Raw genomic sequence first — 25,092 nt, forward strand, 5'->3', positions numbered from 1 at the left:
CATTGGGTTTTTTCTATGCGCAACCGTAGCAACACGTCTGCTTTTCTTTTTCCCCGGTTGCTACAAGGCGCATTTCTTACCGCTTGTTTGGCAGCGGTTCCGTTATCCGCCCAGGCGTCAGACACCAAGCCAAGCAAGACCTGGAGTGGCAGGGTTCTGTCTCACGCCAATAAATCGCTTCATGATCAGGAGGGCCTCAGCGTTGTGGCCATTCCTCTCAACGGACCTGGCATCGAGCAGTACATCAATGCGGATCAGTTGATGAATCCCGGTTCCATCATGAAGCTGATCACCACGTACGCGGCGCTGGAAATTCTCGGCCCCACCCACCATTGGGAGACGCGCTTCTATACTGATGGCCAGCTGTCCGGGAGTACGCTCGAGGGTGATCTGTACGTGAAATTCGGCGGCGACCCGAAACTGACCATGGAACGCCTCTGGAGTGTCATGCGTGAGTTAAGGGGCATGGGCGTCGATACCATCGATGGCGACCTGGTGCTGGACGGCGATTACTTCCATTTACCTGACGGTCTGCCGGTATTTGACGACAATGGCGACAATCCCCACGCACCGTTTCTGGTGGAGCCTTCGGCGTATCTGACCAACCTGAATCTGGTACACCTGCAGGTACGGGCCGATGAACGCGGCACCCAGGCCTGGAGCACTCCGGCACTGAAGGCGGTCAGAATCGACAACCGTATAACCGCGACCGAGTCCGCGCCCTGCCCGTCGCGACGGCGTTTTGAATGGGAGCCGATATTTCATCAAGACGAAGGTGTCACAGTGCGCGTAAATGGTACCTTGCCTGAGGGTTGCCGCACGACCACCTATTTATCGCTGATGTCCCACAAGGCTTACAGCGCTGCTTTGATACGGTCTGTCTGGGCAGAGATGGGCGGACTGCTGACTGGCGACGAACGCTACGCCAGCACGCCGGAAGATGCCCGTCTGATGATGAGAACCACCTCACCGGATCTGGTCACCCTGGTCAGGGACATCAACAAATGGAGCAGCAATGTGATGGCGCGGCAGTTGCTGCTGACCATTGGTGCCGAAAATCGTCTGGAGGGTGACGAGGACGACCGGGTTGCCGGCATTCGCATGATCTATGAGTGGCTGGCAGACAAGGGCATCAGCTCGCGGGGCATGGTGATTGAGAACGGCGCCGGCCTGTCCCGGTTCGAACGGGTGACCGCAAGGCAAACCGCACAAGTGCTACAAGATGCCTGGAACAGCCCCTATTCCGCCGATCTGATGTCTTCGCTGCCACTGATCGCAATGGATGGCACCATGGTCCGGCGGTTGCGCAATACCGCACTGGAAGGTCAGGGCCGAATCAAGACCGGCTCTCTTGAAGACGTACGCTCGATCGCCGGTTTCACCCGCGACAAAACCGACACCACCTGGGTCATCGTGGGCATGATCAATCACTCTCCGGCCTGGAATGGCCAGGCGCTGCTGGACCGCGTTCTCTACTCACTGTATTACTCGCCGCCGGTGGGGACCGCACTGTCGCAAGCCCCGACCACATCGACCATTCAATAGATTATCGATACTGGTCCGGCCGGGTTAAACGGCAAAAAAAAGCCAGCTCTACTGTAGCTGGCTTTTTTACGGCTCATCGAGGGTCGACGTGAAAGTGCAGTCGCTGACCGCTGCGGTCAGCAAACATGGCCGACGCTTCGGCTTCGCAGTCGGCTTACGGCCTACCGTTGCCTTCAGGGCCCCGGCGAGCCCTGCGAAGCTAAGCAGTCGGCTACCAAACCATTCGGACGGTAGGTGTTGGCTCTCCAGGCCGGACACAGCTGTGCTTCCAGACCATACACGATGAACTTTTTCCATCACCACCATCAAACGGTCAGGTAGCCACCGTCGACGTTGATGCAGGTGCCAGTGGTGTAGCTGGAAGCGCCCGAAACCAGATAGAGTACCGTGCCCGCCATTTCATCCGGATCGGCCATGCGGTGCATGGGGATATGGGTCAGCGCCTGCTTTTTGATGCTGTCGTTGGTGGTCAGCGCGCTGGCGAACTTGGTATCAGTCAGCCCCGGCAACAAGGCGTTCACCCGAATATTTTGCTGGCCCAACTCTTTGGCAAACGCCTTGGTCATGGAAATGACCGCGGCTTTGGTGATTGAATAGATGCCCTGAAAATGTCCAGGCGCGACACCGTTGACCGACGCGACATTGACAATCGCTCCACCGCCGCCTTTCTTCATCAGTTGCGCGCCCTTGGAGCACATGAAGAAATAGCCCCGGATATTAACGTCGACGGTTTTCTGGAAGGCACCGACGTCGGTTGTCTCAATCGGTCCGAAGTGCGGGTTGGTGGCCGCGTTGTTGACCAGAATATCGAGTTTGCCGTGGGTCGCCTCAATGTGCGCCCAGACCGCATCAATCTGATCCATCTCGCCAATATGGCAAGCAAAGGCCTCGGCACTGCCGCCCGCTTCCCGAATGCTGCTGGCGACCGCCTCGCACCCATCCAGTTTGCGACTGCTTACGATGACGTGGGCGCCATAGTTTGCCAGCGTGCGCGCAATGCTCTCGCCAATACCACGACTGGCACCGGTAATCAGGGCCACTTTACCGGACAGATCAAACAGATCTTTGTTGCTCATGTCTTCTCCAGGGTTTGTTTGCGGGTCGCGTATTATCGAAACGTCACCAGGGCCGGGTCTTCCGCTTCCAGGTGGCTGTAATTATTGAACACGGATAGGTTCCGGCGGGCACCGGAATACAGCACCCGAGTCACGCTGGTGTTGGCAATGACCTCATTCAGGGCCAACGCCTTACGATCGGACAACTCCAGCAACATCTGTACGATCACTGAAATCGGGCCACCGGAGGTTGATACCAGCACATCGGCCCCATCAGCGTACTCAATCAACGCCTGCAGCGCCGTTTGAACCCGCAGCTTGAAGGCCGGCCAGGTCTCGGTGTACTCCGAATCGTGATGGCCACCGGCCCAACGTTCAACGGCCCTGACGAAGGCTTCCTGAAAGGCGCGTGCGGGTTTCGGGAACGCCGCAAGATCGCGGGCCATAACGGCACGGTCAGCCCACTCGGGCCGAAAACGTTCAATGACCTCATTGTGATCAAATTCATCAAAGCCCGCGATGGCTTGCATGCCGGGCAACGTTCCGGCAAAGCCACTCGCCATCGCTTCAACGGTTTCGCGATGTCGTTGCAAATTGCCGCCGACGACCGCCCCGGGCAGCACCTTGCCGGATAACCAGCGCCCCAGCACGCGACCCTGTTCCCAGCCGCGCTCGGACAACTGGTCGTAGTTGTCTTTGCCAAAACTGGCTTGGCCATGACGAATTAAATAGAGGCTGGCCATTACAGGTCACTTGCTCTAATCAGTTTCAGACACCGCTGTTCCAGGTACTGCGCGGCCTGACCAAAAGCGGCAAAGCGCTTGTCCTGAGTCTGGCCATGGTAGTAACGGTTGTAGATTTGCTGGACGATCACCGCCAATCGGAACAAGCCATAGATTTCGTAAAAATCGAAACGTTCAACCCGGAACCCGGATTTGGCCATGTAGTATTCGACCACTTCCTTGCGAGTCAGCATGCCGGGACGATGGGTGGGCTGGCGCCGCAGCATGTGAAACGGCGCATCGTCGTCCTGCTGGATCCAGTAGGCCAGGCTGTTGCCCAGATCCATCAGCGGATCACCAATCGTCGCCATTTCCCAGTCCAGCACCCCGATCACCTCAAAGGGGTTGTCGGGATTCAGCACCACGTTGTCAAAGCGAAAATCGTTGTGAATCACGCACTGGGCAATGTCGTTTGGCATCTTGTCGTTCAGCCACGCCATCACCGCCTCGAAATCCCCGACATCGTCGGTTTTGGCTTTGCGGAAACGATCGCTCCAACCACCAATTTGGCGCTGCACATAACCCGGCCCCTTGCCCAGGTGATCCAGGCCAGCAGCCTGCGCATCGACCCGGTGCAAGTCCACCAGCTTGTCGATCACATTCAGGCACAGCTTGCGGGTATCGCCTGCATCCAGTTCCAAATCCGTTGGGAAATCCTGGCGCAGGATGATGCCTTGCAGCCGTTCCATGACATAGAAATCGCAACCCAGCACATCGTGGTCGTCGCAAATGGCAATGATGTCAGGCACATAGGGATAAACCGGCTTAAGCGCCCGCATCACCTTGGCTTCACGCAACATATCGTGGGCGGACTTGGCTATTTTACCGAAGGGCGGTCGCCGCAGCACGTAGGAACGGTCGCCGTAATCAACCTGATAAGTGAGATTGGACGCGCCTCCCGGGTATTGACGGATGGACGGTTCACCACTCAGATCCGGCAAGGCCTGTTTCATGAACTGGTCCACGGTGTGAGCGTCGAGCTCCTCACCCTCGCGGATGTCGATGGCCTGATCAATCTGCGTCATTCCGGACTCTCCTTATTCTGTCATTTCACCGGTTCGACCCTTCAGGCCGATCCGCCCATTTTTGTCATCCAGCGCTTACTTTCCTTATGCATCAGCCAATCAAACGCCCAGGGTGCGTGTCGTTTAAGAATCCACAATCGGCGCTCCTTGGCATGCGGCAGGACCCAGAAGTCACCGGCGTTAACGGAACGGATGATATCTTTCGCGACGTCGTCCGCGGTGATGGTGGAGCGCTTCATCAGTTTGTTGATATTTTGCTGGATGCCGGCAATGTCGGAACGCATGGACTGCGTCAGATTGGTCTGGAAGAACGCCGGGCAAACACAGCTGGTGTGAATGCCGTAATCCCGGAGTTCCTGGCTCAACGTTTCCGACAGCGCGATCACCCCCGCCTTGGAAACATTGTAGCTGCTCATCAACGGTGCCAGCATTAAACCCGCCATCGAGGCAATGTTGACGAACGCACCGGCACCCTGTTTTTTGAACAATGGCGTAAACGCTTTACAGCCTCGCACCACGCCCATGACATTTATGTCGAGAATCCATTCCCAATCCGCCAGGGTGGATTCTTCAATGGTCCCCGCCGAAGCCACGCCGGCATTGTTGACAACCACATCGACCCCGCCCCACTTCTGTTCGAGATCATCCCGGACCTGCTCAAGATCTTTCAGCCGCCGCACATCACAACGGACAAAGTAGCCTTCGCCGCCCTGCTGGCGAATTTCGGTTTCGACCTCGGCGCCCTGTTCCGGATTGATATCGCCAATACAGACTTTGGCGCCGGTCTTTGCGTACGCCAGTGCGAGCGCACGGCCCAGTCCACTGGCACCACCGGTGATAAATACTCGTTGACTCATGTCGTTACCCCATTTCAAACATTATTTCGCGTATTTTTTCAGCTCCAGACGAGCCACCATCGCACGGTGTACCTCGTCCGGACCATCAGCCAGGCGCAACGCCCGGGCGTAAGCAAATAGCCCAGTGAGCGGGAAGTCTTCATCGCTGACACCGCCGCCGCCGTGAATCTGAATTGCCTGATCTACAATGGCTTGCAGCATCTGCGGAATCACGGCCTTGATCATCGACACTTCACTGAGTGCCCCCATGATGCCTTTGGTATCGAGCAGCCAGGCACACTTAAGCGTCAACAACCGAGCCTGCTCAATCGACATGCGGGCATTGGCAATGATGTCCGGGTTGCCGCCCAGCTTTGCGATCGGGCGACCGAACGCCTCCCGGCTAATCGCCCGACGAATCAACAGCTCCAGTGTCCGTTCGGCCGCTCCGATCGCCCGCATGCAGTGATGAACCCGACCGGGGCCAAGGCGTCCCTGGGCAATTTCAAAACCACGACCCGGCCCGGCGATGATGGCGCTCTTGGGCAACCGCACGTCGGTAAAGCTGACTTCACCGTGGCCATAGGGCTCATCGTAGGCACCGAACACAGGCAACATACGCTCAACCTTGATGCCTGGGGTGTCCAGAGGCACCAGCACCATCGAGTGCTGGCGGTGTTTGTGCGCATCGCCATCGGTCAGGCCCATAAAAATAGCGACCTGACAGTCGGGGTGACCAATCCCCGTACTCCACCATTTACGGCCATTGAGCACAACCTCGTCGCCCTCGACCACCGCCGTTGCCGCCATGTTGGTGGCATCGGATGAGGCCACACCAGGTTCGGTCATACAGAAGGCGGAGCGAACTTCACCACTCATCAGTCGTGGCAACCACTCGGCTTTTTGCGCGTCTGAGCCAAAGTGAATGAGGACTTCCATGTTGCCAGTATCCGGTGCATTACAATTGAAAATTTCCGGCGCAATAAAACTGCGCCCGGTCTCTTCAGCGATCAGCGCGTAATCTGAATTCAACAGTCCGCAGCCGTGCGTCTCGTCTGGAAAAAACATGTTCCAGAGGCCCTGGGCTTTGGCCTTCTCTTTGAGTTCACGAATAATGGGCAGCACCACCCAGCGATTGTCCCGGGCCGCCAGTTCTTTGTAATAAGCATCTTCGACGGGAAAAATCTCATCTTTCATGAACGCTTTGACGCGATCGAGATAATCCTGACCTTTTGTTGAGATGGTAAAGTCCATAGTCATGCTCCCCGCCGGTAAAGTTGGAATCGGTACCACCGATAATGCGACCAGTCTAGAGTTGCTCTAACTATTACGCGACTGAATTATTCTTATCATTTATCATTAGCATTACTTATTCTATGAACGGGCTTGGGTATGGCGCTGAATCGACTCGATCTTAATTTGCTGCACGTGTTTGACACCATTTTCCGGGAAGGCAGCCTGACGCGTGCAGCCCGCGCGCTCCACCTGACGCAGCCCGCCGTCAGTCATTCGCTGGCACGGTTACGCGAACACTTTGACGACCCGCTGTTTACCCGCCAGGGCAATCAGATGGTGCCTACCCCCCTGGCCCGACGGTTTGCCGAGTCGATGCGCCCCGGCCTGACACAGATTCAGAGTGCGGTGAACCAGTTCCATGCCTTTGATCCCGCCAGTCAGCGTAAAACTTATTCACTGGCACTGCGGGATATACTGGAGTCGACGTTCCTGCCCCGGCTGATGAGCTGCCTGGACGGTTACCCGGACATTGAAATCGTTAGCCAGCGCATTGCCCGCCGGGACATGGAAACCCAGTTGGCCGCCGGTAAGCTGGATTATGCGGTGGATGTCCTGTTGCCGATCAGCGATCAGACCGCCCACGAATTGCTCCGCAAAGATCGACTGGTGGTCATCGCCCGGGACCAGAACCCGCTGGCTGACAAGCCACTGGAAATGGAGGCGTACCTGAAAGCACAGCATGTGCTGGTATCGTCGCGCGCGGAAGGACCGGGTATTGAGGATTTCGAGTTGTCGCGGCTGGGGGTACAACGACGCATCCGGCTCAGGTGCCAGCATTATTACGCCGCTTGCCGGGTGGTCGAAAAAACCGATTTGCTACTGACCATGCCGGAAACCTACGCCCGCATGATTGCCGAACATGCGAGCATCCAGATTTTGACGCCACCCGTTGAATTGCCAGGCATAGATGTGCATTTGTATTGGCACAGACCTTATGAAAAGGAGCCTGCACTGATCTGGTTTCGGGAGCAACTGCATTCCGTTGCCGGCGATGACACAGAGCCAACCGACTGACTCAGATCGCGCCCACGGCGAACAACAGCGCTGCAAAGGCCAGCAGGGTAATACCGAGCGCGGCCACTACGATGGCCAGCCCCCAACCCACGGCCGCAGCATCGGACAATGGCAAATCGTGCGCGCGGAGGGTGCGGTAGAATGCCCAAGGTCCCAGCACAAAGGCCCCTACGACCGCGAAGACCAAACCAAGACTGATTCCGGTAAAGGTCCAGGTCGCAAGTACCATTGAGCGATCGGACAGGTTGTTAACCACACCGTGGCGGGCCAGAAAATATCGGCAGAAAAGCCACAATAAGAGAAACAACATCGCAACCAGTACAATGGCGCCGGCGACGGTAACGACTCGATAGATCACTCTTTCATCACTCCTCGACACCCAGCTTAATTCTGGCGCCATGATTGGCGATTAAGCACCTGGTAAGGCACTCGCTAACAAGCGAAGGTCGCTGGTTAGCGCCCTGTGTCGCCAGGAAACCAGGGCTCGGGCAGCGTTTCAAAACCTGGCTTGGCGAATAGATACCCTTGAAACAATTCAATACCCCGTGATCGCAGCCAGCCATACTCCGCTTCCGTCTCAACCCCTTCCGCGATGATCCTGCCACCGAGTTGCTCCATCATGGTGATGATGCCATTCACCACGGCTTGCTTGTTTGGTTCAAGATCTATGTTCCGGATCAGGGCCATATCAAGTTTTAACAGATCCGGCGGGCTTGCGGTCATGATATTCAGTCGTGAATAGCCGGCACCGAAATCATCCATCGCCGTCTGAAACCCCATTTTCTTGTAGGCACTGATGATCGATATGATGTGGTCTGAGGAATCGGTCAGATCTTCCGATTCCAAAAACTCGAAAATAATGTTTTTGGTATCGAAATTATAGGTCTTGGCCGCGGCCAGAGTCGTGCGAATACAGTACTCCGCTTTATAGACCGCATTTGGCATAAAATTAATGCTTAACTTGGTGGTCATGCCCAGCTGGGAGGCCAACTTTACCGCTTTAACCCGACAGATCTGGTCAAACGAATACCGGGTGGTGTTATTGACCTGAGCAAGGATGCTCTGCGCCCCTTCCCCATTGAGCCCCCGAACCAGCGCCTCATAGGCGTAAATCGACTGGTCAGACACATCCACGATAGGTTGGAAAGCGAAACTAAACTTGAAACTCAATCCATTGCCACACGCACATTCCCCACAATGACTTTCATCAAGCAGGGTATCCGGAAACACAGAGTTCGATAGACCCACTACCAAATACTCCAAGGCTGTCGATAAGTCGCTTACAATGCCAAACACTGGAGTCTGTAACAATATCAAAGTGTAACCTGTGATAAAGAATTATCGCCGGGACTGCTTTCATCCCGGCCGTTGTTGATGGCGTATCGGTCTTGCGCATCTACACTGAATCCAACAGTGTGTATCGACACACAAAGAAACCAGGAGGCGCATCCATGTCTGAGAAAATTCGTATCGCGGTGACACCCGGCGACGGCATTGGCCCAGAGGTGGTGGCTGAGGCTGTTCGCTGCCTGGAAAAGCTTCGGGAACGCCACGGCCTGGCACTGGAATGGACCCGCTTCCCATGGCCCTCCCACGCCTGGCATGAGCAGCATGGCGAAGTCATGCCCGAGGATGCGCTGGACCAACTGAAAGCCTATGACGCGATTCTGCTGGGCGCGCTTGGAGACCCCGGCCCACTGGCCGACCCCAACCGCTACCTGTTAGCAGACAGTGTCTCCCTCGCCCCCCTGCTGCAGATGCGGAAAGGGTTCGATCAATGGGTGTGTGAGCGCCCGGCCCGATTGTTGCCAGGTGCCCGCCAATTTTTAGCGGATGACCGGGCCAAAGACATCGACATGCTGGTGATTCGGGAGAACAGTGAGGGCGAGTACGTTGGCCAGGGCGGACGCCTGCGGCAGGGCAAACCGGATGAGGTTGCCACCCAGATGGAGGTGTTTACCCGGCGCGCCACCGACCGGATCATCCGGTACGGATTTGAGCAAGCCCGCCTGCGAGCCCAGCACCGCGCCGCCGAAGGCAACACCCGGCGATTCAAAACGCTGGAGGGCCAGGAGTGCGAAAGTCAGGTTTGCATCGTCACCAAACGCAATGCCTTACGCTACTGGGGAGACATGTACTCTGAAGCCTTTGCGGACATTGCCCAAGACTACCCCGATGTCGCAACCCACCACGAACTGGTGGACGCGGCCTGCATGAAGTTTGTCCAATGCCCGTGGCACTTCGATGTCGTAGTGGCGAGTAACCTGCAGGGCGACATTCTGACCGATTTGGCCGCAGTTCTGTCCGGTGGCATGGGGGTGGCCCCTTCCTGCAACCTGAACCCGGACGATGACAGTGTGCCGTCGATGTTTGAACCGACCCATGGCAGTGCCCCGGACATTGCCGGTCAAGGCTTGGCCGACCCCACCGCGATGCTCTTCACCACCGCGAGGATGCTGGAATGGCTGGGACGTCGGGACGATACCCTGAAAGCCGCGGGCAAGGCCCTGTTCAATGCCGTTGCTGGCGATCTGGCCGAGAACGGCGGCCAGCGCCGGGATACCCGCACCGTCGGTGATGCCATCCTCCAACGACTCGAATGAGGCCAGCCACTACACCGACGTGCACAGCCATTGCCCAAACCGGGTAATGGCTGTGATGACCTGCCGCAAAGCGCCCACCGCTGGAAACACAAAACACGCAAGCCTATTTGGCGGCGTACCCCAAACGCTTGTCGACTTCATTGAATAGCGCGTCACCCGCTTGCCAGCGGTCAAAATTGTCCAGAAACTGATCGGTCAGCGCCCGTCGCCAGCCAATAAAGTCCCCTGACATGTGCGCCGTCATTATAACGTTTTCCATGGCCCACAGTGGGTGATCCGACGGCAACGGCTCCTCCTCAAACACATCCAGCGCTGCCCCGGCGATCATATGGTAGTTCAGCGCATCCAGCAGATCCGCAGTATTCACGACCGGACCCCGGCCGATATTGATCAACCGGGCGGTGCTTTTCATCGCCTCAAAAGCCCGGCTATCGAACAGCCCCTCGGTCTGCGGCGTCAGGGGCGCCGCAATCACTACATAGTCGGCCAGTGCCAATTGATCAAACAACTCATCGTTGCCATGCACGGCCTCAAAATCCGGGTCATCGGACCGAGCCGAACGGGCAATGCCATGGGGAACCAACCCGATGGCACCGACCAGGCGCGCAATCTGGCGGCCGATCGACCCTGCCCCTACGATCAGCACCCGTTTGCCCTCTGCGCGCTCAGTGTCCCGATGCTCCCACCGGTGCTCCAACTGCAACCGAATGGAATGCGGAAAATCCTTAGCGAACATCAGAATGGTGCACAGCACATATTCGGCAATGGTGCGGTCAAAGATGCCGCGCGCGTTGGTTACCTTTACCGGCCCGTCAATCAACGCCGGAAACATCAGGGCATCCACCCCCGCACTGGTTGCGTGGATCCACTCGAGCTGGTCGGCCTCCGGCCAGGCAGCTACCAGGGCCTCGGTGCGAAAATCAGTCACCATCATTACTTGAGTGCCGGGCAGCGTCGCCCGCAAGCTATCTTCATCGGACGCGAAGCGCACTTCGGCGCGCGCCCTCAGAGCATTCAGGCCGGGTGGCTCGGGTTCACCGGGCGCGGTAAGAACAGTGACGACAGGGGGTTTATCCGGACGGGCCATGGCGGTCTCTCTTTGCTGGCAGTAACGTTTCTACTTGGGAATATGTACCCTCAGTCTGGTGCCAGACACGGTGGCGGTCAAATGCCTTCGGGGGACAAATTAGACCATTGACTTAAAAATGAAAAAGGGTGCTTCAGAATGCTTGTTCCGCCCGACTTAAAGCACTAACCTGCAGACAGGTTGTTGTTCTCGTTTTCCTCAGGAGGTGCCCATGCCAGATACTGCGAAGACTGCCGGAAAAACCGAACCACGCAAGGTTAACTATCGGAAATCAAAAGCCCGCTGGCATCCCTCGATGCAGGCGATTCCGGTTCCGGGAATTCGCAGGATGGTGAACCTGGCGGCCACGATGAAGGACGTTGTTCACCTGTCCATTGGCCAGCCCGACCTGCCAACGCCCAAGCATATTATCGACGCCTATATCGATGCCCTGAATGCGGGTCAGACCGGTTACACCATGGACGCAGGCCTGCCAGAATTGCTGGTTGCGCTGCGGGACTACTACGGCAAACGCTATGACCGCAAGCTGACCCGGGACAACATCCTGATTACCAGTGGCGCCACCGAAGCAATGTACCTGGCAATTTCGGCCACCTCTGCGCCGGGCCGGCAATTCATTGTAACCGACCCATCATTTCTGCTGTATGCACCACTGATTCGCATGAATGGCGGCGAAGTCAAGTTTGTCCCGACCCGCATCGAGAACAACCACCAGCTTGACCCCGACGAGGTTATCAAGGCCATGGGGCCTCGCACTTTCGCCGTCATCCTGAATTCGCCGAACAACCCGACGGGCGCTGTTTACCCGCGCAGCACCATTGAGAGCATCGTGGAGGAGTGTGCCTATCGGGGCATTCAGATATTCAGCGATGAAGTGTATGACCACCTGATTCTTGACGATGAAGAATACGCCAGCGTACTGCGGTGCAGTGTCGACCTAGACAACATTATGTGCATCAGCAGCTTCTCGAAGACCTTCAGCATGGCCGGCTTGCGGGTCGGCTGGGTGATCTCGAGCCAGGCCACAATCAAGTCCTTGCGGCGTTATCATATGTTCACGACGTCCGTGGCCAATACACCGTCTCAATTTGCGGGTGTTGCCGCACTAACCGGTGATCAACAGTGCGTCAGGGACATGGTGAACATTTATCGGGAACGACGGGACAAAATTGTCGATCTGATTAATCAGACTCCTCATCTCACCGGCTACCAACCCGGCGGTGCTTTTTTCTCTTTCCCAAACCTGCCCCTGCATGTGGACGGCTCGGATCTGGCGCTCAGAATGCTGAAAGAGACCGGTGTCTGTGTGGTGCCAGGTGATGCGTTTGGGGAACACACCACCAACGCTTTGCGATTCAGCTTTTCAGCGCCCTGCGAGACGATCCAAGAGGCCTTTGATCGAATCATTCCCTGGATGGCCAAGCAGCAGTTTTAGCGCCCATGTCTGCTCTTGAGAGTGCCCGCATCCAATGCCCTTACTGTTGGGAGACGCTTGAACTGAGCGTCGACCCTTCAGCGGCGGATCAGGAATATGTGGAAGACTGTCAGGTTTGCTGTCAGCCGATCCTCATTCATGCCGTGTTCGACGAACAGCGTGAACTGCACGTCACCGCCACCCCGGAGAATGAATAACCTATCGCTGTGCCAGTCATCCGTCAGATTGCAATAAAACCCTCAATTCCTTGAAGTGATCGATCACAAACCGGGCCTCCGACGCGAAGCTTCGGTTTTTCCCATTGCGATAAAGACAGGCGGCCATGCCAGCCCGTCGCGCGGATGTTAAGTCATCAATAAAATCGCCAACATAGATCATTTGGGCGGGGCGTAACCCAAAGTGCTTTGCAATGTTAATCAAGCCCTCCGGACTGGGCTTGGGCGCACAATCTTCCCTGGTCAGAATGCGGCCAACCGGAATCTCGAGCACGGCACAGGTGGCGCGCACCGCCGCTCGACTGTTGCGGGTCAAAATCGCAACCGGCACACCGGCCTCATTCAGTGCCCCGAGCAACGACTCCGCACCGGGCATCCAGGTGGCGCGCTCCGCGCCTGCCATTTCATGGCGGTGAATCACACCGTGAGCCTGTTCCACCAGTCCCGGATCCGACAGCGTGGCGATGTGTTCGAGCAAGCCGACTCCGTCGGGAAAAGCCAACTCTCGTCGTATGGCTCGAAAGTCGAGCGCTGAATTCACCAGGGTGCCATCCAGATCAAAGGCAACGCCCCGAAAATTCCTGGCGTGACTGACTGTCAATTTCTGCATCCTGTCTCCCTTACCCCTGATTAATAAAAACACACTTGCCCTCTCTGAGCCCTTGTCTCAGGATACAGGTCTTTATACGGAGATATGACCATGGCTCGTCTGTTTTTCTTACCGATTCTTGCGATGGTGGCATTGGGCGGCTGTGCATCCTTGTCCCCTTACTCCATCAGCGAGGGTGCACTGGAAAACCATCTGCAAGGTGCGATCAAGGACTTTGATCGCCAGCAGTTAAAAGCAGGCTCACCGCTGGGGGTCTCACTCAGCGACGCCGACATCACTCTAGGGCCCGATGGCCGTGATGTGGCGGTGATTGACCTGACCGGCCAGGTATCCCTTAACGCACTGATGGTTCGCATTCCCGTTGATGTCATTCTGAAGCTGGAAGGTGCGCCGGTCTATGACAGCCAGGAAAAAGCCATTTACCTCCGACGTCTGCAACTGCTGGATAGCCGGATCGATTCGCCCTACTTCAAAGGCGACCTGAAACCCGTGACTGACAATGTCATGCGCGCGGCCGCCCAAATGCTGGAAACCATCCCCATTTATCGCCTTGATGACAGCGACATACGTCAGCGGCTCTTCGGACTTGTACCTTTGGATATACGAGTAGCGCCAGGACGCCTGGAGTTTGTTACCGCGAACTGAGGCCCCTCACCGGGCGAGTGAGCACCAACATATAATGGGCTCATCGCGCTTCATCGGGAAACGCCGTTGGGGCCAGCGGGAGCGCCAATTGGCCGCCTAGGTGCCTGTTCCGCAGCGGAAGCATCGGCGACAGATACAAGCAGCGGTCCTCGGTGACAACGCGCATAGCCTGCGCCTTCGCGCCAATCTCTGGTGAACCTAAAAAAGCCCGTGGCTAACGCCTACGGGCTTTTTTAGTGCTTGAAGGGCCAAATCAGCGTTGCCGGGCGGCGGCACTCATCTCGACCTGCAAAGGCAGCAAGTCAAACTGACGCTCCGGGTGGTTAGGATCAACCAGCTCGGTGGCAGACTTGTACACTCTGGGCGTCGAATACAACAGTTTGATTGCCTTCCAGTGGGACGGCGCCATGTAACGCTCACCGTAATTGTGCTCCAGCCAGGTCCTGACGCGCGGCGCCTTATTGGAAGCCATCTTGGGGAAAAAATGGTGCTCGATGTGATGACTAAAACGGTAATGCAAACGATCCAGAACCGGGAGGGTACGAACACTCATGGAGTTGTCCAGAGGATTATTCGTTGCCGTCTGAGGTCGCAGAAAATGATTGGTCAGAATGTACCCCTGCCCCAGCGCATTCGCCACCATGAAGGGAATAACCACCGTAAACACGGCCAATGGGCCGGATGCTGCCGCCAACACCAGCCATGCGGTAAGGCAAGCCACACTCTGAAGAATCGCTTTGCGACGATTCACTCCCTTGAACTGCTTACGCCGCTTGGTTTGAAACCAAAGCACCATCTGGGCGTGAAAGGTGAACGAATACGTTAGGAACAGATAGCTGTACCAAGTGCCCGACCCCGGCGCCAGCTTGGTAAATTTCTTTTGCTTCGGGTCGATTTTATAGCGTCGCAATGTGCCAAAACTGTCGGGATCCGCATCGCCCATATTGGTGTGGCCGTGGTGCACCACATTGTGCCATTTACGCCAGAATTCCGGCGGCACGATCATAGGGCCGAATCCGAGCCAACCAAAAAAGTTCTGCCAGCGCTTGCTCATCCCCATCGAACCATGCAGCACCTCATGGGCCAACAGCGCCTGAGATCCAATGGTATGTCCCACAACCAGTCCCAAGGCGAGATTGGCGTACCAGGGTAAGCTCGCCAGCAGAATCGTTGCAATGCCACCCCAGATCACCAGCTGTAACGGCAAAAACCAGATAACTCGCCAGGCTTGTGCCTTAAACGTATCGGCGGGCAACTCCTGTCGCATACGATCGCGAAGCTCGCGCTCATCAGGAAGGCCAAAGCCGGTCTTTTGCAGGGCTTCAGGTTTAACAGCAGCGTTCATTTTCCACCTACCAATTTCAGCGTACATTTGTAAGCTGAATCTACATAACCTTTGATGTCATGACAATGGCAATTGGATAAAATTTTTGTTACATCCAATTTTTTTGACAAATAAATATTATTATTGTTTTTTTACATAGACTTAAAAAATTAATAATCAGACGTGGTCTTAGTGGTAAATTTGAATCAGGGACCTATAAAAAGTACGCATGTCCATTTTTATGATATTTTTTAGAATAAAGTGGCCAGCAAACCTCGCCTGCCGGGACAGCGTCGTCCGAACCCGATATCATCTACGCCGACTACGGGGGGGGGGAAGCCGTCATGAATCCGGACCACAAAGAGTTTATTGAAAACACGCGTCAATGGCTGGAACGCGCCGTTATCGGGCTCAACTTGTGCCCTTTCGCGCGTGCGCCCTACCTCAGGGGGCAAGTTCGGTTTGACGTTTCGAAGGCCAGCACGGCCGAAGACCTTCTGGAGGATTTGGTCACCGCTCTGCAACACCTCTCGGCGGCAGACCCAAAGCAGACGGAAACAACGCTGCTGGTTCACCCCTACGTTTTACTGGATTTCATCGACTTCAATGATTTTCTCGCGGTTGCCGATGCCACAATCGAAGCCCTCCACCTGGAAGGCGTTGTGCAAATAGCCAGCTTTCACCCGGACTATCAATTCGCGGGCAGCAACGTTCACGACATCGACAATTACACCAATCGGTCGCCGTACCCAATCCTGCACCTACTCCGGGAAAGCAGCGTGGAGCAAGCCATGGAAAGCATGGAAGATACCAACGCCCTTTATGAAGCCAACATTGCGACGCTGAACAAACTGGGCAAAGAGGGCTGGGAAAAATTGTGGGACAGCGAAGATGACACAGACGCCTCACGCTAACCGGAAGGGAAGCCCGGCACTGGGGCAATCATCGCCATAAAAAAGGGCCGCTGTCGGCCCTCTCATCACTCAACCTGTCGACACAGGCTCATTGACTGCCGGACAACGAAGTATCCGACGGGTCGATTTCCATCTGCTGAATCGCAATCACCGCCTGTGTGCGGTTGCGCACTCCAAGCTTACGGAACACCGCTGTGATATGCGCCTTGATCGTCGCCTCGGATACATCCAGGTCATAGGCAATCTGCTTGTTCAGCAGACCTTCCGCCAACATCCCCAATACGCGAAACTGCTGTGGGGTAAGCGACGCCAGCTTATCGGAAAAATCGGTGGTGTCGCCATGAAGACGCTCAATTCGTTCGGCCACACCCTCAGGGAGCCAGACATCGCCGCCCAACACGTCCCGAATAGCTCCGGTGATGATGGGCAGGGGCGCGGATTTAGGAATAAAACCCGAAGCCCCATAGTCGATGGACCGGCGCATTACCTGCAACTCCTCCGACCCTGACACCACGACCACAGGCAAGCCCGGGTATTGACCCCGCATAAAGACCAGGCCCGAGAACCCGTGCGCCCCCGGCATATTGAGATCCAGCAGTACCAAATCTGCATCCGGGTGCGAATCCACCGCCGCCTGCAGCGCCTTGATACTCTCCACCTCTACGGTTTGGGCATCCGGGACTGCTTCGTTAACCGCCTGTTTTAACGCTGCGCGAAACAGGGGGTGGTCATCGGCGATGATAATGTATTGCGACATTCAACGGGCTCCTTGCTGGTGTTCCTTTGGAACAGTAAGCGCTATTGATCAGCGCGGTGTTTAATGAGCTCGTCGACAACGCCCGGATCGGCCAGCGTTGAGGTATCACCTAACTGATCGTGCTCGTTGGCTGCAATCTTACGCAATATTCGCCGCATAATCTTGCCCGATCTGGTTTTTGGCAGGCCTGGCGCCCATTGAATCACGTCCGGCGATGCGATCGGGCCGATTTCCTTGCGCACCCATTGGACCAATTCTTTTTTCAGCTCATTCGTCGGATCGACCCCATGCACCAGGGTAATGTAAACGTAAATGCCCTGCCCTTTAATGTCATGCGGGAAGCCAACCACCGCCGCTTCCGCTACCTTGCTGTGGGCAACCAACGCGCTCTCAACTTCTGCCGTACCCAGGCGATGCCCAGATACGTTGAGCACGTCGTCAACACGGCCGGTGATCCAGTAGTAGCCGTCTTCGTCACGACGCGCGCCGTCACCGGTAAAGTACATCCCCTTGTAAGTACTGAAATACGTTTGCTTGAACCGCTCGTGATCGCCGTAGATGGTTCGCATTTGACCCGGCCAGCTATCAAGGATCACCAGATTGCCCTCAGCCTTACCGTCCTGGAGATTGCCGTCATTATCCACAATCGCAGGCTGAACGCCGAAAAACGGAACAGTGGCGGAGCCCGGTTTGAGATCGGTCGCGCCCGGAATCGGCGAAATCAAAATACCGCCGGTTTCTGTCTGCCACCAGGTATCCACGATAGGACACTTACTGTTGCCTATGACCCGGTGGTACCACTCCCAAGCTTCGGGATTGATTGGCTCACCGACCGAGCCAAGTAGATGGAGGCTGTCGCGCTTGGTGCCATCCATGCAGGAATCACCTTCCGCCATCAATGCCCGGATCGCCGTCGGAGCGGTATAAAGGACGTTAACCTTGTGCTTGTCCACAACCTGCCCCATCCGCGAGGAGTCAGGGTAATTCGGAACGCCCTCGAACAGCACCGTGACGGCGCCATTTACAAGCGGCCCATACAGAATATAACTGTGGCCGGTCACCCATCCGAAGTCGGCCGTGCACCAATAGACATCGCCTTCTTGATAGTCAAACACGTACTCATGGGTCATCGACGTGTAGACCAGATAGCCACCGGTGGTATGCAGCACACCCTTTGGGGCGCCTGTTGACCCGGACGTATACAGCATGAACAGCGGGTCTTCCGCATTCATCGGCTCGGCCGGGCAGTCTGCAGAGGCGGTGTTCATGGCCTCGCCATAACGCACATCACGACTGGCATCCCACGGGATATCGCCCCCGGTCCGGGTGATGACAACAACCTTTTCAACGTCCGGAACTTTATCGCTGGACAGGGCCAGATCGACATTCTTTTTAAGTGGAATTTTACGGCCACCACGAAGTCCCTCGTCGGCGGTGACGACGAACCGGGATTTGCCGTTTTCAATGCGTGCACCCAGCGCTTCGGGTGAAAAGCCACCAAATACGACCGAGTGGATGGCGCCGATGCGGGCGCACGCCAGCATGGCCACGGCCGTCTCGACAATCATTGGCATGTATATTGTTACCACGTCACCTTTTTTGACCCCAAGGGTCTTCAGGACGTTGGCAAACTTGCAAGTTTCTGCATGCAGTTCCCGGTAAGTAACATGACGGGAATCGGACGGGTCGTCGCCTTCGAAGATAATAGCGGTTTGATCTGCCCGCGACTCGAGATGACGATCCAGACAATTGGCAGACGCATTCAAGGTGCCATCTTCAAACCACTTTATTGAAAGATTGTCGTAATCGTAGGTGGTGTTTTTGACACTAGAATAGGGTTTGATCCAGTCCAGACGCTTGCCGTGCTCGCCCCAAAACGTATCGGGGTCTGAGACTGACTGACGGTACATTGCTTCGTAGTCTTCTTTGTTAATCAATGCCCGCTTGGAAAATTCCGGACTGACTGGGTACACCTGCTTATGAGTCATCGTGTTGCTCCCTTTATGGTATGAATCTGTTAGTCGTATTTGCCAGAGTTGTTGCAAATAGAGCTGCGGGGACCACAAAGGCCCTCAAACGCGGATACACATAGTTCAACACGCGCAGTACAGGTCCATGAATTAGACTAACGTCCTAATTACACACATAGTTCGCAGCACAACCCTGCACATTCGAGACAGAACTCACTCGCTTTGCCGCCAGTTCCTGCTTCCCTGGACATCACAAAATCACGCTTCTAACGATATAGAACAGCATGGCGGGATGACACCCGAACGACGGCCAACGCTAAGCTTCTTAAGCTAAGCATAGACACTGGGTTGGTGAAAGGGCAAAGGAACGCCAACAAAACGGGATAGGTCAACGGGGAGCAGTTGGAAACGGGACAGAAAAACGCCCGGCCTCTGAAGGGCCGGGCGGTGAGATCAAGCCGCTTTGCGAACTTTGTTGGTTTTAAGGCGATACAGTTTGCGCTCGCTCAGCGCATAACGGTTGAGACCCGCCAAATGGATTTTCCTCAGGTAAACGGCCCAGTCCACCTGACATGCATCGACCGGGAACAAGGCCTGATCCAGCGCACCCATCCGCTCGGACAAAGCCATGAGCTGATCGTTGCGGAAAATATAATCGGGAGCCGTATAGAATCCGAAAATGGTCGCCAGTGAGCGCGTGGTGTCAATATTGCGCAGGAGTTTAAGCTCCTTGGTCTGGCGAGCCATTTTCATCAGCCGGTCAGCGATCGAAAGTGGCAACCGGGCCCCACCAATGACTGCATCAAACAGCTTTCGGTTGACGGCAATGAACGGCTTCGTTGGCTGACGATAGAACAGATGATCGTAAGCCGCATAGTTGGTTCGGGCTTCTTCCATCAGGTGATCAATGAACTCGCCCAGGCTGATTGGATTAGAGGAGCCACTGCAGCACTGGTATATCCGGTGCTCCTGGCGCTCCGATAGCGCTTCCGCCAGCGACAGAATAATACCGTTAGCCACCAGATCAACCGGAATCACATCGATAACGCCACTGCGCTTGCCGGGGAAAAGCGTGACCTTCTCGCGAGCGTACGCAAGAATGATGGCATCGGCTACCTTGACACCTTCGATCCAGCCGGTGGCCGGCTCCTCCAGCGCACTCTCGATAATCGAAGGTCTTAGAATGGTCAGCGACTGGCCTTGCAACGCCTTGGTCAGCAGTTGCTCGCCCATCCACTTGGTGAATGTGTAGGTATCACTCCAGCCGTAATGATTCGCTTCGCGAATACCCAAATCAACTAGCTTTTTCTCAAGTACCTTGCCTGAGTAGCGAGAACGCACATCGGCAATTTTGTCCTGCAGCAACGCGATCAGCTCATCCATTTCATAAAAACCGTGCTGGCTTCTGGGAATGGAGGCACCGGCGGGCCGAATCACCTCTTCATGGACCTGACCGGCATTTTTCCCGTTAACATAACAGGTTGATACCTGAACCACGGCCAGATCCCCGGCCTTGGCAATTCCTGCGATATTTTTCAAACACAGCGTATTAATTGCCAACGCCTTGTCGAGCTCTTCACGGAAATTCACACTGGCCGCGGAATTAATAACAGCGTCCAGCTGGCCGGCCAGACCATCGAACTGCTCACGCCCCATACCAAACAAAGGCTCGGTCACCTCACCGGTCACACAATGTACCTTGGTGTCTAAAAACTGCTCAAAGCGGTCACCGTCCTCAAGTTTTAATCGCTCAAAGACTGACGAGCATGCAATCTCGTTCAGGAACCGCTCACGGGCATGCGGATGGCGGGCGTTTCCGCGAATCAGGAGATGGATACCTCCAATATCGGGTACCGTCCTGATCAACTTTTCCAGCACTACTTTTCCGAGGAATCCGGTTGTACCTGTGATAAGCACCTGTTTGCCGCGAAGCTGGTCCAAGACCCTGGATGCGGACTCCGCAGTGCTGTGTAACGTATTAGTCATCAATGAAACTCCTTCTCAATTTACGTATCTGATCCTTGAATGCCCGGGACACTTGCCAAACTCGTCGAAACGTAATCCCTGACTCGGACCTCCCTGAGGCCTTCCCTCACTGAGACATTTATCTGGAACATTCAGCCGGTTTGTGTAGGGCGGCCACCGCGCCCAATTGCGGATTACCACAGCTGCACTGAGCCCTTGCATTTAATGGGCCAAAGTCAATCTCTGCCAGCAAACTGCTTTGCTCGAAGACAACGTTGATGGTGAGTAATGATCGCACAGTTTGAATGACGGAGGAGTGACATGCAGCAAAATTTAGATACCGAATAAACCGGAAAGCTGACAGAAAAACACATTCAATAACTTATTTCTGACGCCCTGAATTGTCCGCCAGGGCTTGCAGGAAGCGGTCTAACGACATGTCGGCTGGCTGCTCCTGCAGGGCTCGAAGCAGGCGAGCCTGATCGCCAAAGATGACTTGATCGTAACGAGGCTCGCCGTCATTTTGGTTGGCTACTGCCAAACTCTCAGGCTGCGGCACCGCAGGCACCATTTGTTCGGCCAGGTGGTGCAGGTGGGAGGCAAACCGTTGACGCTGGGGTTCGGTTAAGGACTCCCAATCCAAAGCGGCCAAGCCGGTCTGAACAATCTCAATGGTGTCGTCATCCATGGTGCGCCCAAGTAGGGCAAAACAAGCGGTAAACGCTTCATAACGCAGCATTGGTGACGCCGAAGGCTCGCCGAGCAAATCCCCCAGGCACGACACCAACTGATGAACTTGAGTCGTAGTATCGGGGACGGCTTCGGGCTCAGACGCCTTGGCAGATTGATCCGCCTTGCGGGCCAGACGATACCAATAGGCGGCAATTCCCGCTTTCCTCGGCGGTAACTGGTCGAGTCGTACCCTGACCATATCCGCCAAAATTCGAAACTGCCGACAGGACGGATCAGACTCTGCCAGCAACGCGACAGGGCGCTGATTGGTGACCGACTGGCGTAGTGTTTCATCCCGCCAGATTGCACCCAGATAGTGAGGACTAACACCCAGGTAGCGCTGCAGTGCCGCGGCAAATCGCTGAAACACGGACCTGGCTTGACTGGCGCCCTGGGCCATATTAACCAGCACACTCGGCGTGCGGCGATAGCCATGGCGCTGCAGCACCTTTATCAGAGAAAACGCGTCGGTCAGAGAGGTTGGTTCGGGAGTCACCACCACACAGGCCATGGCAGCTGCCGCAATCATATGCAGTACTGCCGGCTGCAAACCTGCCGCGGTATCAATAAGAATATAATCGTACTGACGCTCCAGGTCAGCCAAACCTCTGAGCAGGTCGAAACTACCCGCAACGCCAATTTCCATACAACGCTGCACGCCGGAGGCACCCGGAATAATGTGGAGATCAAACGGTGCCTCCATAATGATATCCGCCAACGTGCATTGGCCTTCAAGAACCTGTGCGAGCGTGTGACGGGGGTGACGTCCCAGCATGATCGCTATGTTGGCAAGGTCGGTATCGCCGTCAAGCAACAAAACGCCATGCCCTTCACGTGCAAGGGTAAGCGCCAGGTTAAGCGCTACCGACGTTTTGCCCACACCGCCTTTGCCGCCGGTAACAGCGAGGATCTTGGGCTGGCGTGAAACCTGCTTGGAGACTGTCATCGGCCTCACTTGCTATTTGCAATGAAAAAGAGTCAAGCACAAGGATTGTAACTAAATGTCACCGCTAGTGTACCGTGAAGACGTGGCGCAATACACGACTGATCCATCATGTTCCGCAACCTATGACACGATTTTACGTTACCTCCAAATAGGGACGACAGCCCTTGCCAGTGTTCGGCCGGGCACCGCCATACACTGGACTGAACCCACAAATACATTCGACATTGGTCAAATATTCAACAATAACTATTTAATAGTTCTCAATTATTGTCTAAGCTCACTAACGAATAACAAGAATGAATATAGTGTCAGATATATATGACAGGTAACCTGATGCAGATATCGCCCGACACCCAGCTTCCCAGCCTACCCGAGGTCACCCTTCGCGCGCTCGAAGCTTGCCGGCAGGAAGACAGCTATCGGCAGATCAGCGATATCATTTCCACTGACACTGCATTGACTGCCAGAGTGCTGGCGCTTGCCAATTCTTCCTTATACGGCCGCTCCGGAGAAATCCGTTCATTGGAGCAGGCCATGCTTCGCCTCGGCACCGAGCATATACGCACATTGGTACTGACCGCGTCACTTCGCCAACTGATGTTTGACCTTGGCGCAGATCAATGGCAACAACTGCGCGACTTTTGGCGCCACTCCCTCACGACCGCCCTGATGGCCAAGACGCTCGCCACGCTAACGCGCTACCCGTCTGCGGACGAAGCGTTTATGATCGGGATGTTGCACAACATCGGTGAATTGATTGCATTGAAAATGGCGCCCAGTGATCAGCAACAGGACTACTTGAACCATCAGGCCGACATTGGCGCTCAACTGGCGAACGCCTGGGGACTCGGCCCTATGGCCGCCGACGCTATGCGCTATCAACAGGCGCCGGCAAATGACATTCGCGACGCGGCCCACCTGGTCAAACTCATTAACCTATCAACACGGCTGGCATTGTCTGATGTCGCGGGGATTGCCTGCGCCGGCACCATATTTAATCTGAGCGAGGATTTGACAAGGGAATTGTCGCTGCGGATCAATCGCGAAGTATCATCGCTGGCCAAGTCCATGGGCGTCTCACTCGATGACCCCTACGATGGCCAACAGGCCAACCAGACGCTGCGCAACACTGTGCTGCGGCATGCCATGACCGATCAGGCACTCAGCTTTCCGCTGAGTGACAGCCCGCTACCTGAGCTCCTTGCCAGCACCGTGAGTAATTTAACATTGCTTACTGGATGCCCGAGCTTGTTTTTCAGCACCAAAGCGGACACTTTGACCCTCGTCTCAACCAGCCAGGGTTACTGCCCGGAAATGACCGTGGAAACCGCCCCGGCGGCAAGCATCCTGACCCAATGCTACCGAGACCATGTCAGCGTTAGCTCCGCTGACCGGAAACTCAGCGTGCTGGACCGGCAACTATCCGGGCTTCTCAACACTCCCGGTCAACTCGCCATTCCTGTATTGATTGCCGATAAATGTCAGGGGGTCTATGTCATCGGCACGGGTAACAGCGACAATGCCGCCATCACTGAACTCGCCAGTATGTTCTGCCACCGGCTTTCGCAGTTGGTGTCCGAGCAGGCACAGCGCGATACAGAAAATGCGTCAGCAGGCAACCTTGAGACGATCATAGCCCAGGATCGTATCCGTCGTCAGATCCATGAAATCAGCAATCCCCTCACTATCATTCGGCAATATATTTACCAACTTCGTGAACGTCTCGAAAGCGATCAGGTGCGAGAAGAACTGGACGTCATCCGTGATGAACTGGAACGAGCGGGCAACATGTTGCTCCAGATGGGAGGCGATCACCAAACACCCGTAGAGTCAGCATCACCCGCAGTGCTGAACCATGAATTGAAAACGCTGCACGACTTGTTTCAGGACAGTCTGTTCAACGACAAAGACATAGAATGCACATTGAGCCTGAGTACCGAATCAACGCATCTTGGTGTGGATAGAGCGCCTGTGCGTCAGATTATCATGAACCTGGTTCGAAACGCCGTGGAGTGCCTGCCACAAGGCGGCCAATTATACCTGGGAACTGCTGCACCTATATGGCAACACGGACGGCCATGGGTTGAGCTGATTATTGAAGATAATGGCCCGGGACTGCCAAGCGAGGTTCAAAAAACGCTGTTCCAGCCAGTCAAGTCACATAAAGGCAAGGCTCATAGTGGCCTTGGGCTTAGCATCGTGAAACAACTCATTGATGACATGGAGGGCATCATTGGATACCGAACAGGAAGCTCTGGAACCAGTTTCAGAGTCTTACTGCCTGCGGCACCAAACCACGGAAAGGATTGACCATCATGAGCGGGCGAATTGCTATG

The 25,092-nt window shown here is 55.5% G+C and carries 22 protein-coding genes; 8 read left to right on the forward strand and 14 right to left on the reverse strand.

Going from position 1 to position 25,092, the window contains the following annotated elements; all coding sequences use genetic code 11:
- Positions 1–15 precede the first annotated feature (15 nt).
- Complete coding sequence (gene dacB, locus GRX64_RS17160) at positions 16–1,545, forward strand: D-alanyl-D-alanine carboxypeptidase/D-alanyl-D-alanine endopeptidase (RefSeq protein WP_166269004.1); 1,530 nt, start codon at positions 16–18, stop codon at positions 1,543–1,545.
- 305 nt (positions 1,546–1,850) lie between these two features.
- On the opposite strand, the gene GRX64_RS17165 is transcribed toward dacB, so the two are convergent.
- The 5 genes from GRX64_RS17165 to GRX64_RS17185 are packed head-to-tail and all read right to left on the reverse strand — an operon-like array spanning position 1,851 to position 6,497.
- Positions 1,851–2,621: an SDR family oxidoreductase gene (locus tag GRX64_RS17165; protein ID WP_166269006.1), complete on the reverse strand. Its 771-nt coding sequence runs from the start codon at positions 2,619–2,621 to the stop codon at positions 1,851–1,853.
- Positions 2,622–2,653: 32 nt separating this feature from the next.
- Positions 2,654–3,343, reverse strand: a complete 690-nt coding sequence (locus GRX64_RS17170; RefSeq protein WP_166269008.1) for a histidine phosphatase family protein — start codon at positions 3,341–3,343, stop codon at positions 2,654–2,656.
- Positions 3,343–4,407 (reverse strand): phosphotransferase family protein, encoded by a 1,065-nt coding sequence (locus GRX64_RS17175; protein WP_166269010.1) that lies wholly within the window; start codon positions 4,405–4,407, stop codon positions 3,343–3,345. Before GRX64_RS17175 ends, GRX64_RS17170 begins: the two co-directional genes overlap by 1 nt.
- A 41-nt stretch (positions 4,408–4,448) precedes the next feature.
- Positions 4,449–5,264 (reverse strand): SDR family oxidoreductase, encoded by an 816-nt coding sequence (locus GRX64_RS17180; protein WP_166269011.1) that lies wholly within the window; start codon positions 5,262–5,264, stop codon positions 4,449–4,451.
- A gap of 21 nt (positions 5,265–5,285) precedes the next feature.
- Positions 5,286–6,497 carry an acyl-CoA dehydrogenase family protein gene (locus GRX64_RS17185; RefSeq protein WP_166269012.1) on the reverse strand — a complete coding sequence of 404 codons (1,212 nt, stop codon included), beginning with the start codon at positions 6,495–6,497 and terminating at the stop codon, positions 5,286–5,288.
- A 138-nt stretch (positions 6,498–6,635) separates the two neighbouring features.
- Here GRX64_RS17185 and GRX64_RS17190 point away from each other — a divergent pair, with 138 nt between their 5' ends.
- Positions 6,636–7,553: a LysR family transcriptional regulator gene (locus tag GRX64_RS17190; protein WP_166269013.1), complete on the forward strand. Its 918-nt coding sequence runs from the start codon at positions 6,636–6,638 to the stop codon at positions 7,551–7,553.
- A gap of 1 nt (position 7,554) precedes the next feature.
- Here GRX64_RS17190 and GRX64_RS17195 read toward each other — a convergent pair whose 3' ends face one another.
- The gene (locus tag GRX64_RS17195; RefSeq protein WP_166269014.1) at positions 7,555–7,911 is read right to left on the reverse strand and encodes a hypothetical protein; all 357 of its coding nucleotides are present in this window, start codon (positions 7,909–7,911) and stop codon (positions 7,555–7,557) included.
- 95 nt (positions 7,912–8,006) lie between these two features.
- A complete protein-coding gene (locus GRX64_RS17200; RefSeq protein ID WP_235937737.1) occupies positions 8,007–8,801 on the reverse strand; it encodes an EAL domain-containing protein in 795 nt (264 codons plus the stop codon).
- 203 nt (positions 8,802–9,004) lie between these two features.
- Here GRX64_RS17200 and GRX64_RS17205 point away from each other — a divergent pair, with 203 nt between their 5' ends.
- A complete protein-coding gene (locus tag GRX64_RS17205) occupies positions 9,005–10,156 on the forward strand; it encodes an isocitrate/isopropylmalate dehydrogenase family protein (protein WP_166269015.1) in 1,152 nt (383 codons plus the stop codon).
- A 103-nt stretch (positions 10,157–10,259) separates the two neighbouring features.
- Here GRX64_RS17205 and GRX64_RS17210 read toward each other — a convergent pair whose 3' ends face one another.
- The gene (locus tag GRX64_RS17210) at positions 10,260–11,243 is read right to left on the reverse strand and encodes a D-2-hydroxyacid dehydrogenase (RefSeq protein ID WP_166269016.1); all 984 of its coding nucleotides are present in this window, start codon (positions 11,241–11,243) and stop codon (positions 10,260–10,262) included.
- A gap of 211 nt (positions 11,244–11,454) precedes the next feature.
- Between GRX64_RS17210 and GRX64_RS17215 the strand changes: the two genes are divergently transcribed.
- Entirely contained in the window at positions 11,455–12,678 is a 1,224-nt protein-coding gene (locus tag GRX64_RS17215; RefSeq protein WP_166269017.1) for a pyridoxal phosphate-dependent aminotransferase, read from the forward strand.
- 5 nt (positions 12,679–12,683) lie between these two features.
- On the forward strand, positions 12,684–12,875 hold the full coding sequence (locus tag GRX64_RS17220) for a CPXCG motif-containing cysteine-rich protein (protein ID WP_166269018.1): 192 nt from the start codon (positions 12,684–12,686) through the stop codon (positions 12,873–12,875).
- Between the two features lie 16 nt (positions 12,876–12,891).
- On the opposite strand, the gene GRX64_RS17225 is transcribed toward GRX64_RS17220, so the two are convergent.
- On the reverse strand, positions 12,892–13,503 hold the full coding sequence (locus tag GRX64_RS17225) for an HAD family hydrolase (RefSeq protein ID WP_166269020.1): 612 nt from the start codon (positions 13,501–13,503) through the stop codon (positions 12,892–12,894).
- A 90-nt stretch (positions 13,504–13,593) separates the two neighbouring features.
- Between GRX64_RS17225 and GRX64_RS17230 the strand changes: the two genes are divergently transcribed.
- The gene (locus tag GRX64_RS17230; protein ID WP_427901671.1) at positions 13,594–14,148 is read left to right on the forward strand and encodes a YceB family lipoprotein; all 555 of its coding nucleotides are present in this window, start codon (positions 13,594–13,596) and stop codon (positions 14,146–14,148) included.
- Positions 14,149–14,401: 253 nt separating this feature from the next.
- On the opposite strand, the gene GRX64_RS17235 is transcribed toward GRX64_RS17230, so the two are convergent.
- Entirely contained in the window at positions 14,402–15,493 is a 1,092-nt protein-coding gene (locus tag GRX64_RS17235; protein WP_166269024.1) for a fatty acid desaturase family protein, read from the reverse strand.
- Positions 15,494–15,816: 323 nt separating this feature from the next.
- On the opposite strand from GRX64_RS17235, the gene GRX64_RS17240 reads away from it, so the two are divergent.
- Entirely contained in the window at positions 15,817–16,386 is a 570-nt protein-coding gene (locus GRX64_RS17240; protein ID WP_166269026.1) for a DUF1415 domain-containing protein, read from the forward strand.
- Between the two features lie 88 nt (positions 16,387–16,474).
- Here GRX64_RS17240 and GRX64_RS17245 read toward each other — a convergent pair whose 3' ends face one another.
- From GRX64_RS17245 to GRX64_RS17260, 4 genes are all read right to left on the reverse strand, one after another.
- A complete protein-coding gene (locus tag GRX64_RS17245; RefSeq protein ID WP_166269028.1) occupies positions 16,475–17,143 on the reverse strand; it encodes a LuxR C-terminal-related transcriptional regulator in 669 nt (222 codons plus the stop codon).
- A gap of 41 nt (positions 17,144–17,184) precedes the next feature.
- Positions 17,185–19,131, reverse strand: coding sequence for an acetate--CoA ligase (acs, locus tag GRX64_RS17250; RefSeq protein ID WP_166269030.1), 1,947 nt, complete (start codon positions 19,129–19,131; stop codon positions 17,185–17,187).
- A 435-nt stretch (positions 19,132–19,566) separates the two neighbouring features.
- Positions 19,567–21,099: a fatty acyl-CoA reductase gene (locus GRX64_RS17255; protein ID WP_166269032.1), complete on the reverse strand. Its 1,533-nt coding sequence runs from the start codon at positions 21,097–21,099 to the stop codon at positions 19,567–19,569.
- A gap of 361 nt (positions 21,100–21,460) precedes the next feature.
- Positions 21,461–22,756 (reverse strand): MinD/ParA family ATP-binding protein, encoded by a 1,296-nt coding sequence (locus tag GRX64_RS17260; RefSeq protein WP_166269034.1) that lies wholly within the window; start codon positions 22,754–22,756, stop codon positions 21,461–21,463.
- 333 nt (positions 22,757–23,089) lie between these two features.
- Between GRX64_RS17260 and GRX64_RS17265 the strand changes: the two genes are divergently transcribed.
- Entirely contained in the window at positions 23,090–25,066 is a 1,977-nt protein-coding gene (locus GRX64_RS17265) for an HDOD domain-containing protein (protein ID WP_166269036.1), read from the forward strand.
- The last annotated feature ends 26 nt before the right edge of the window (positions 25,067–25,092 follow it).

Origin of the sequence: Marinobacter caseinilyticus (assembly GCF_011074955.1) — a bacterium.
GTDB lineage: Bacteria > Pseudomonadota > Gammaproteobacteria > Pseudomonadales > Oleiphilaceae > Marinobacter > Marinobacter caseinilyticus.

Coding starts and splice junctions, on each gene's coding strand:
- GRX64_RS17235 (WP_166269024.1), bottom strand. CDS start 15,493: ATGAACGCTGCTGTTAAACCTGAAGCCCTGCAAAAGACCGGCTTTGGC.
- GRX64_RS17240 (WP_166269026.1), top strand. CDS start 15,817: ATGAATCCGGACCACAAAGAGTTTATTGAAAACACGCGTCAATGGCTG.
- GRX64_RS17170 (WP_166269008.1), bottom strand. CDS start 3,343: ATGGCCAGCCTCTATTTAATTCGTCATGGCCAAGCCAGTTTTGGCAAA.
- GRX64_RS17165 (WP_166269006.1), bottom strand. CDS start 2,621: ATGAGCAACAAAGATCTGTTTGATCTGTCCGGTAAAGTGGCCCTGATT.
- GRX64_RS17180 (WP_166269011.1), bottom strand. CDS start 5,264: ATGAGTCAACGAGTATTTATCACCGGTGGTGCCAGTGGACTGGGCCGT.
- GRX64_RS17245 (WP_166269028.1), bottom strand. CDS start 17,143: ATGTCGCAATACATTATCATCGCCGATGACCACCCCCTGTTTCGCGCA.
- GRX64_RS17205 (WP_166269015.1), top strand. CDS start 9,005: ATGTCTGAGAAAATTCGTATCGCGGTGACACCCGGCGACGGCATTGGC.
- GRX64_RS17265 (WP_166269036.1), top strand. CDS start 23,090: ATGCAGATATCGCCCGACACCCAGCTTCCCAGCCTACCCGAGGTCACC.
- GRX64_RS17225 (WP_166269020.1), bottom strand. CDS start 13,503: ATGCAGAAATTGACAGTCAGTCACGCCAGGAATTTTCGGGGCGTTGCC.
- GRX64_RS17175 (WP_166269010.1), bottom strand. CDS start 4,407: ATGACGCAGATTGATCAGGCCATCGACATCCGCGAGGGTGAGGAGCTC.
- GRX64_RS17260 (WP_166269034.1), bottom strand. CDS start 22,756: ATGACAGTCTCCAAGCAGGTTTCACGCCAGCCCAAGATCCTCGCTGTT.
- GRX64_RS17220 (WP_166269018.1), top strand. CDS start 12,684: ATGTCTGCTCTTGAGAGTGCCCGCATCCAATGCCCTTACTGTTGGGAG.
- GRX64_RS17255 (WP_166269032.1), bottom strand. CDS start 21,099: ATGACTAATACGTTACACAGCACTGCGGAGTCCGCATCCAGGGTCTTG.
- GRX64_RS17230 (WP_427901671.1), top strand. CDS start 13,594: ATGGCTCGTCTGTTTTTCTTACCGATTCTTGCGATGGTGGCATTGGGC.
- GRX64_RS17185 (WP_166269012.1), bottom strand. CDS start 6,497: ATGGACTTTACCATCTCAACAAAAGGTCAGGATTATCTCGATCGCGTC.
- GRX64_RS17190 (WP_166269013.1), top strand. CDS start 6,636: ATGGCGCTGAATCGACTCGATCTTAATTTGCTGCACGTGTTTGACACC.
- GRX64_RS17210 (WP_166269016.1), bottom strand. CDS start 11,243: ATGGCCCGTCCGGATAAACCCCCTGTCGTCACTGTTCTTACCGCGCCC.
- dacB (WP_166269004.1), top strand. CDS start 16: ATGCGCAACCGTAGCAACACGTCTGCTTTTCTTTTTCCCCGGTTGCTA.
- acs (WP_166269030.1), bottom strand. CDS start 19,131: ATGACTCATAAGCAGGTGTACCCAGTCAGTCCGGAATTTTCCAAGCGG.
- GRX64_RS17215 (WP_166269017.1), top strand. CDS start 11,455: ATGCCAGATACTGCGAAGACTGCCGGAAAAACCGAACCACGCAAGGTT.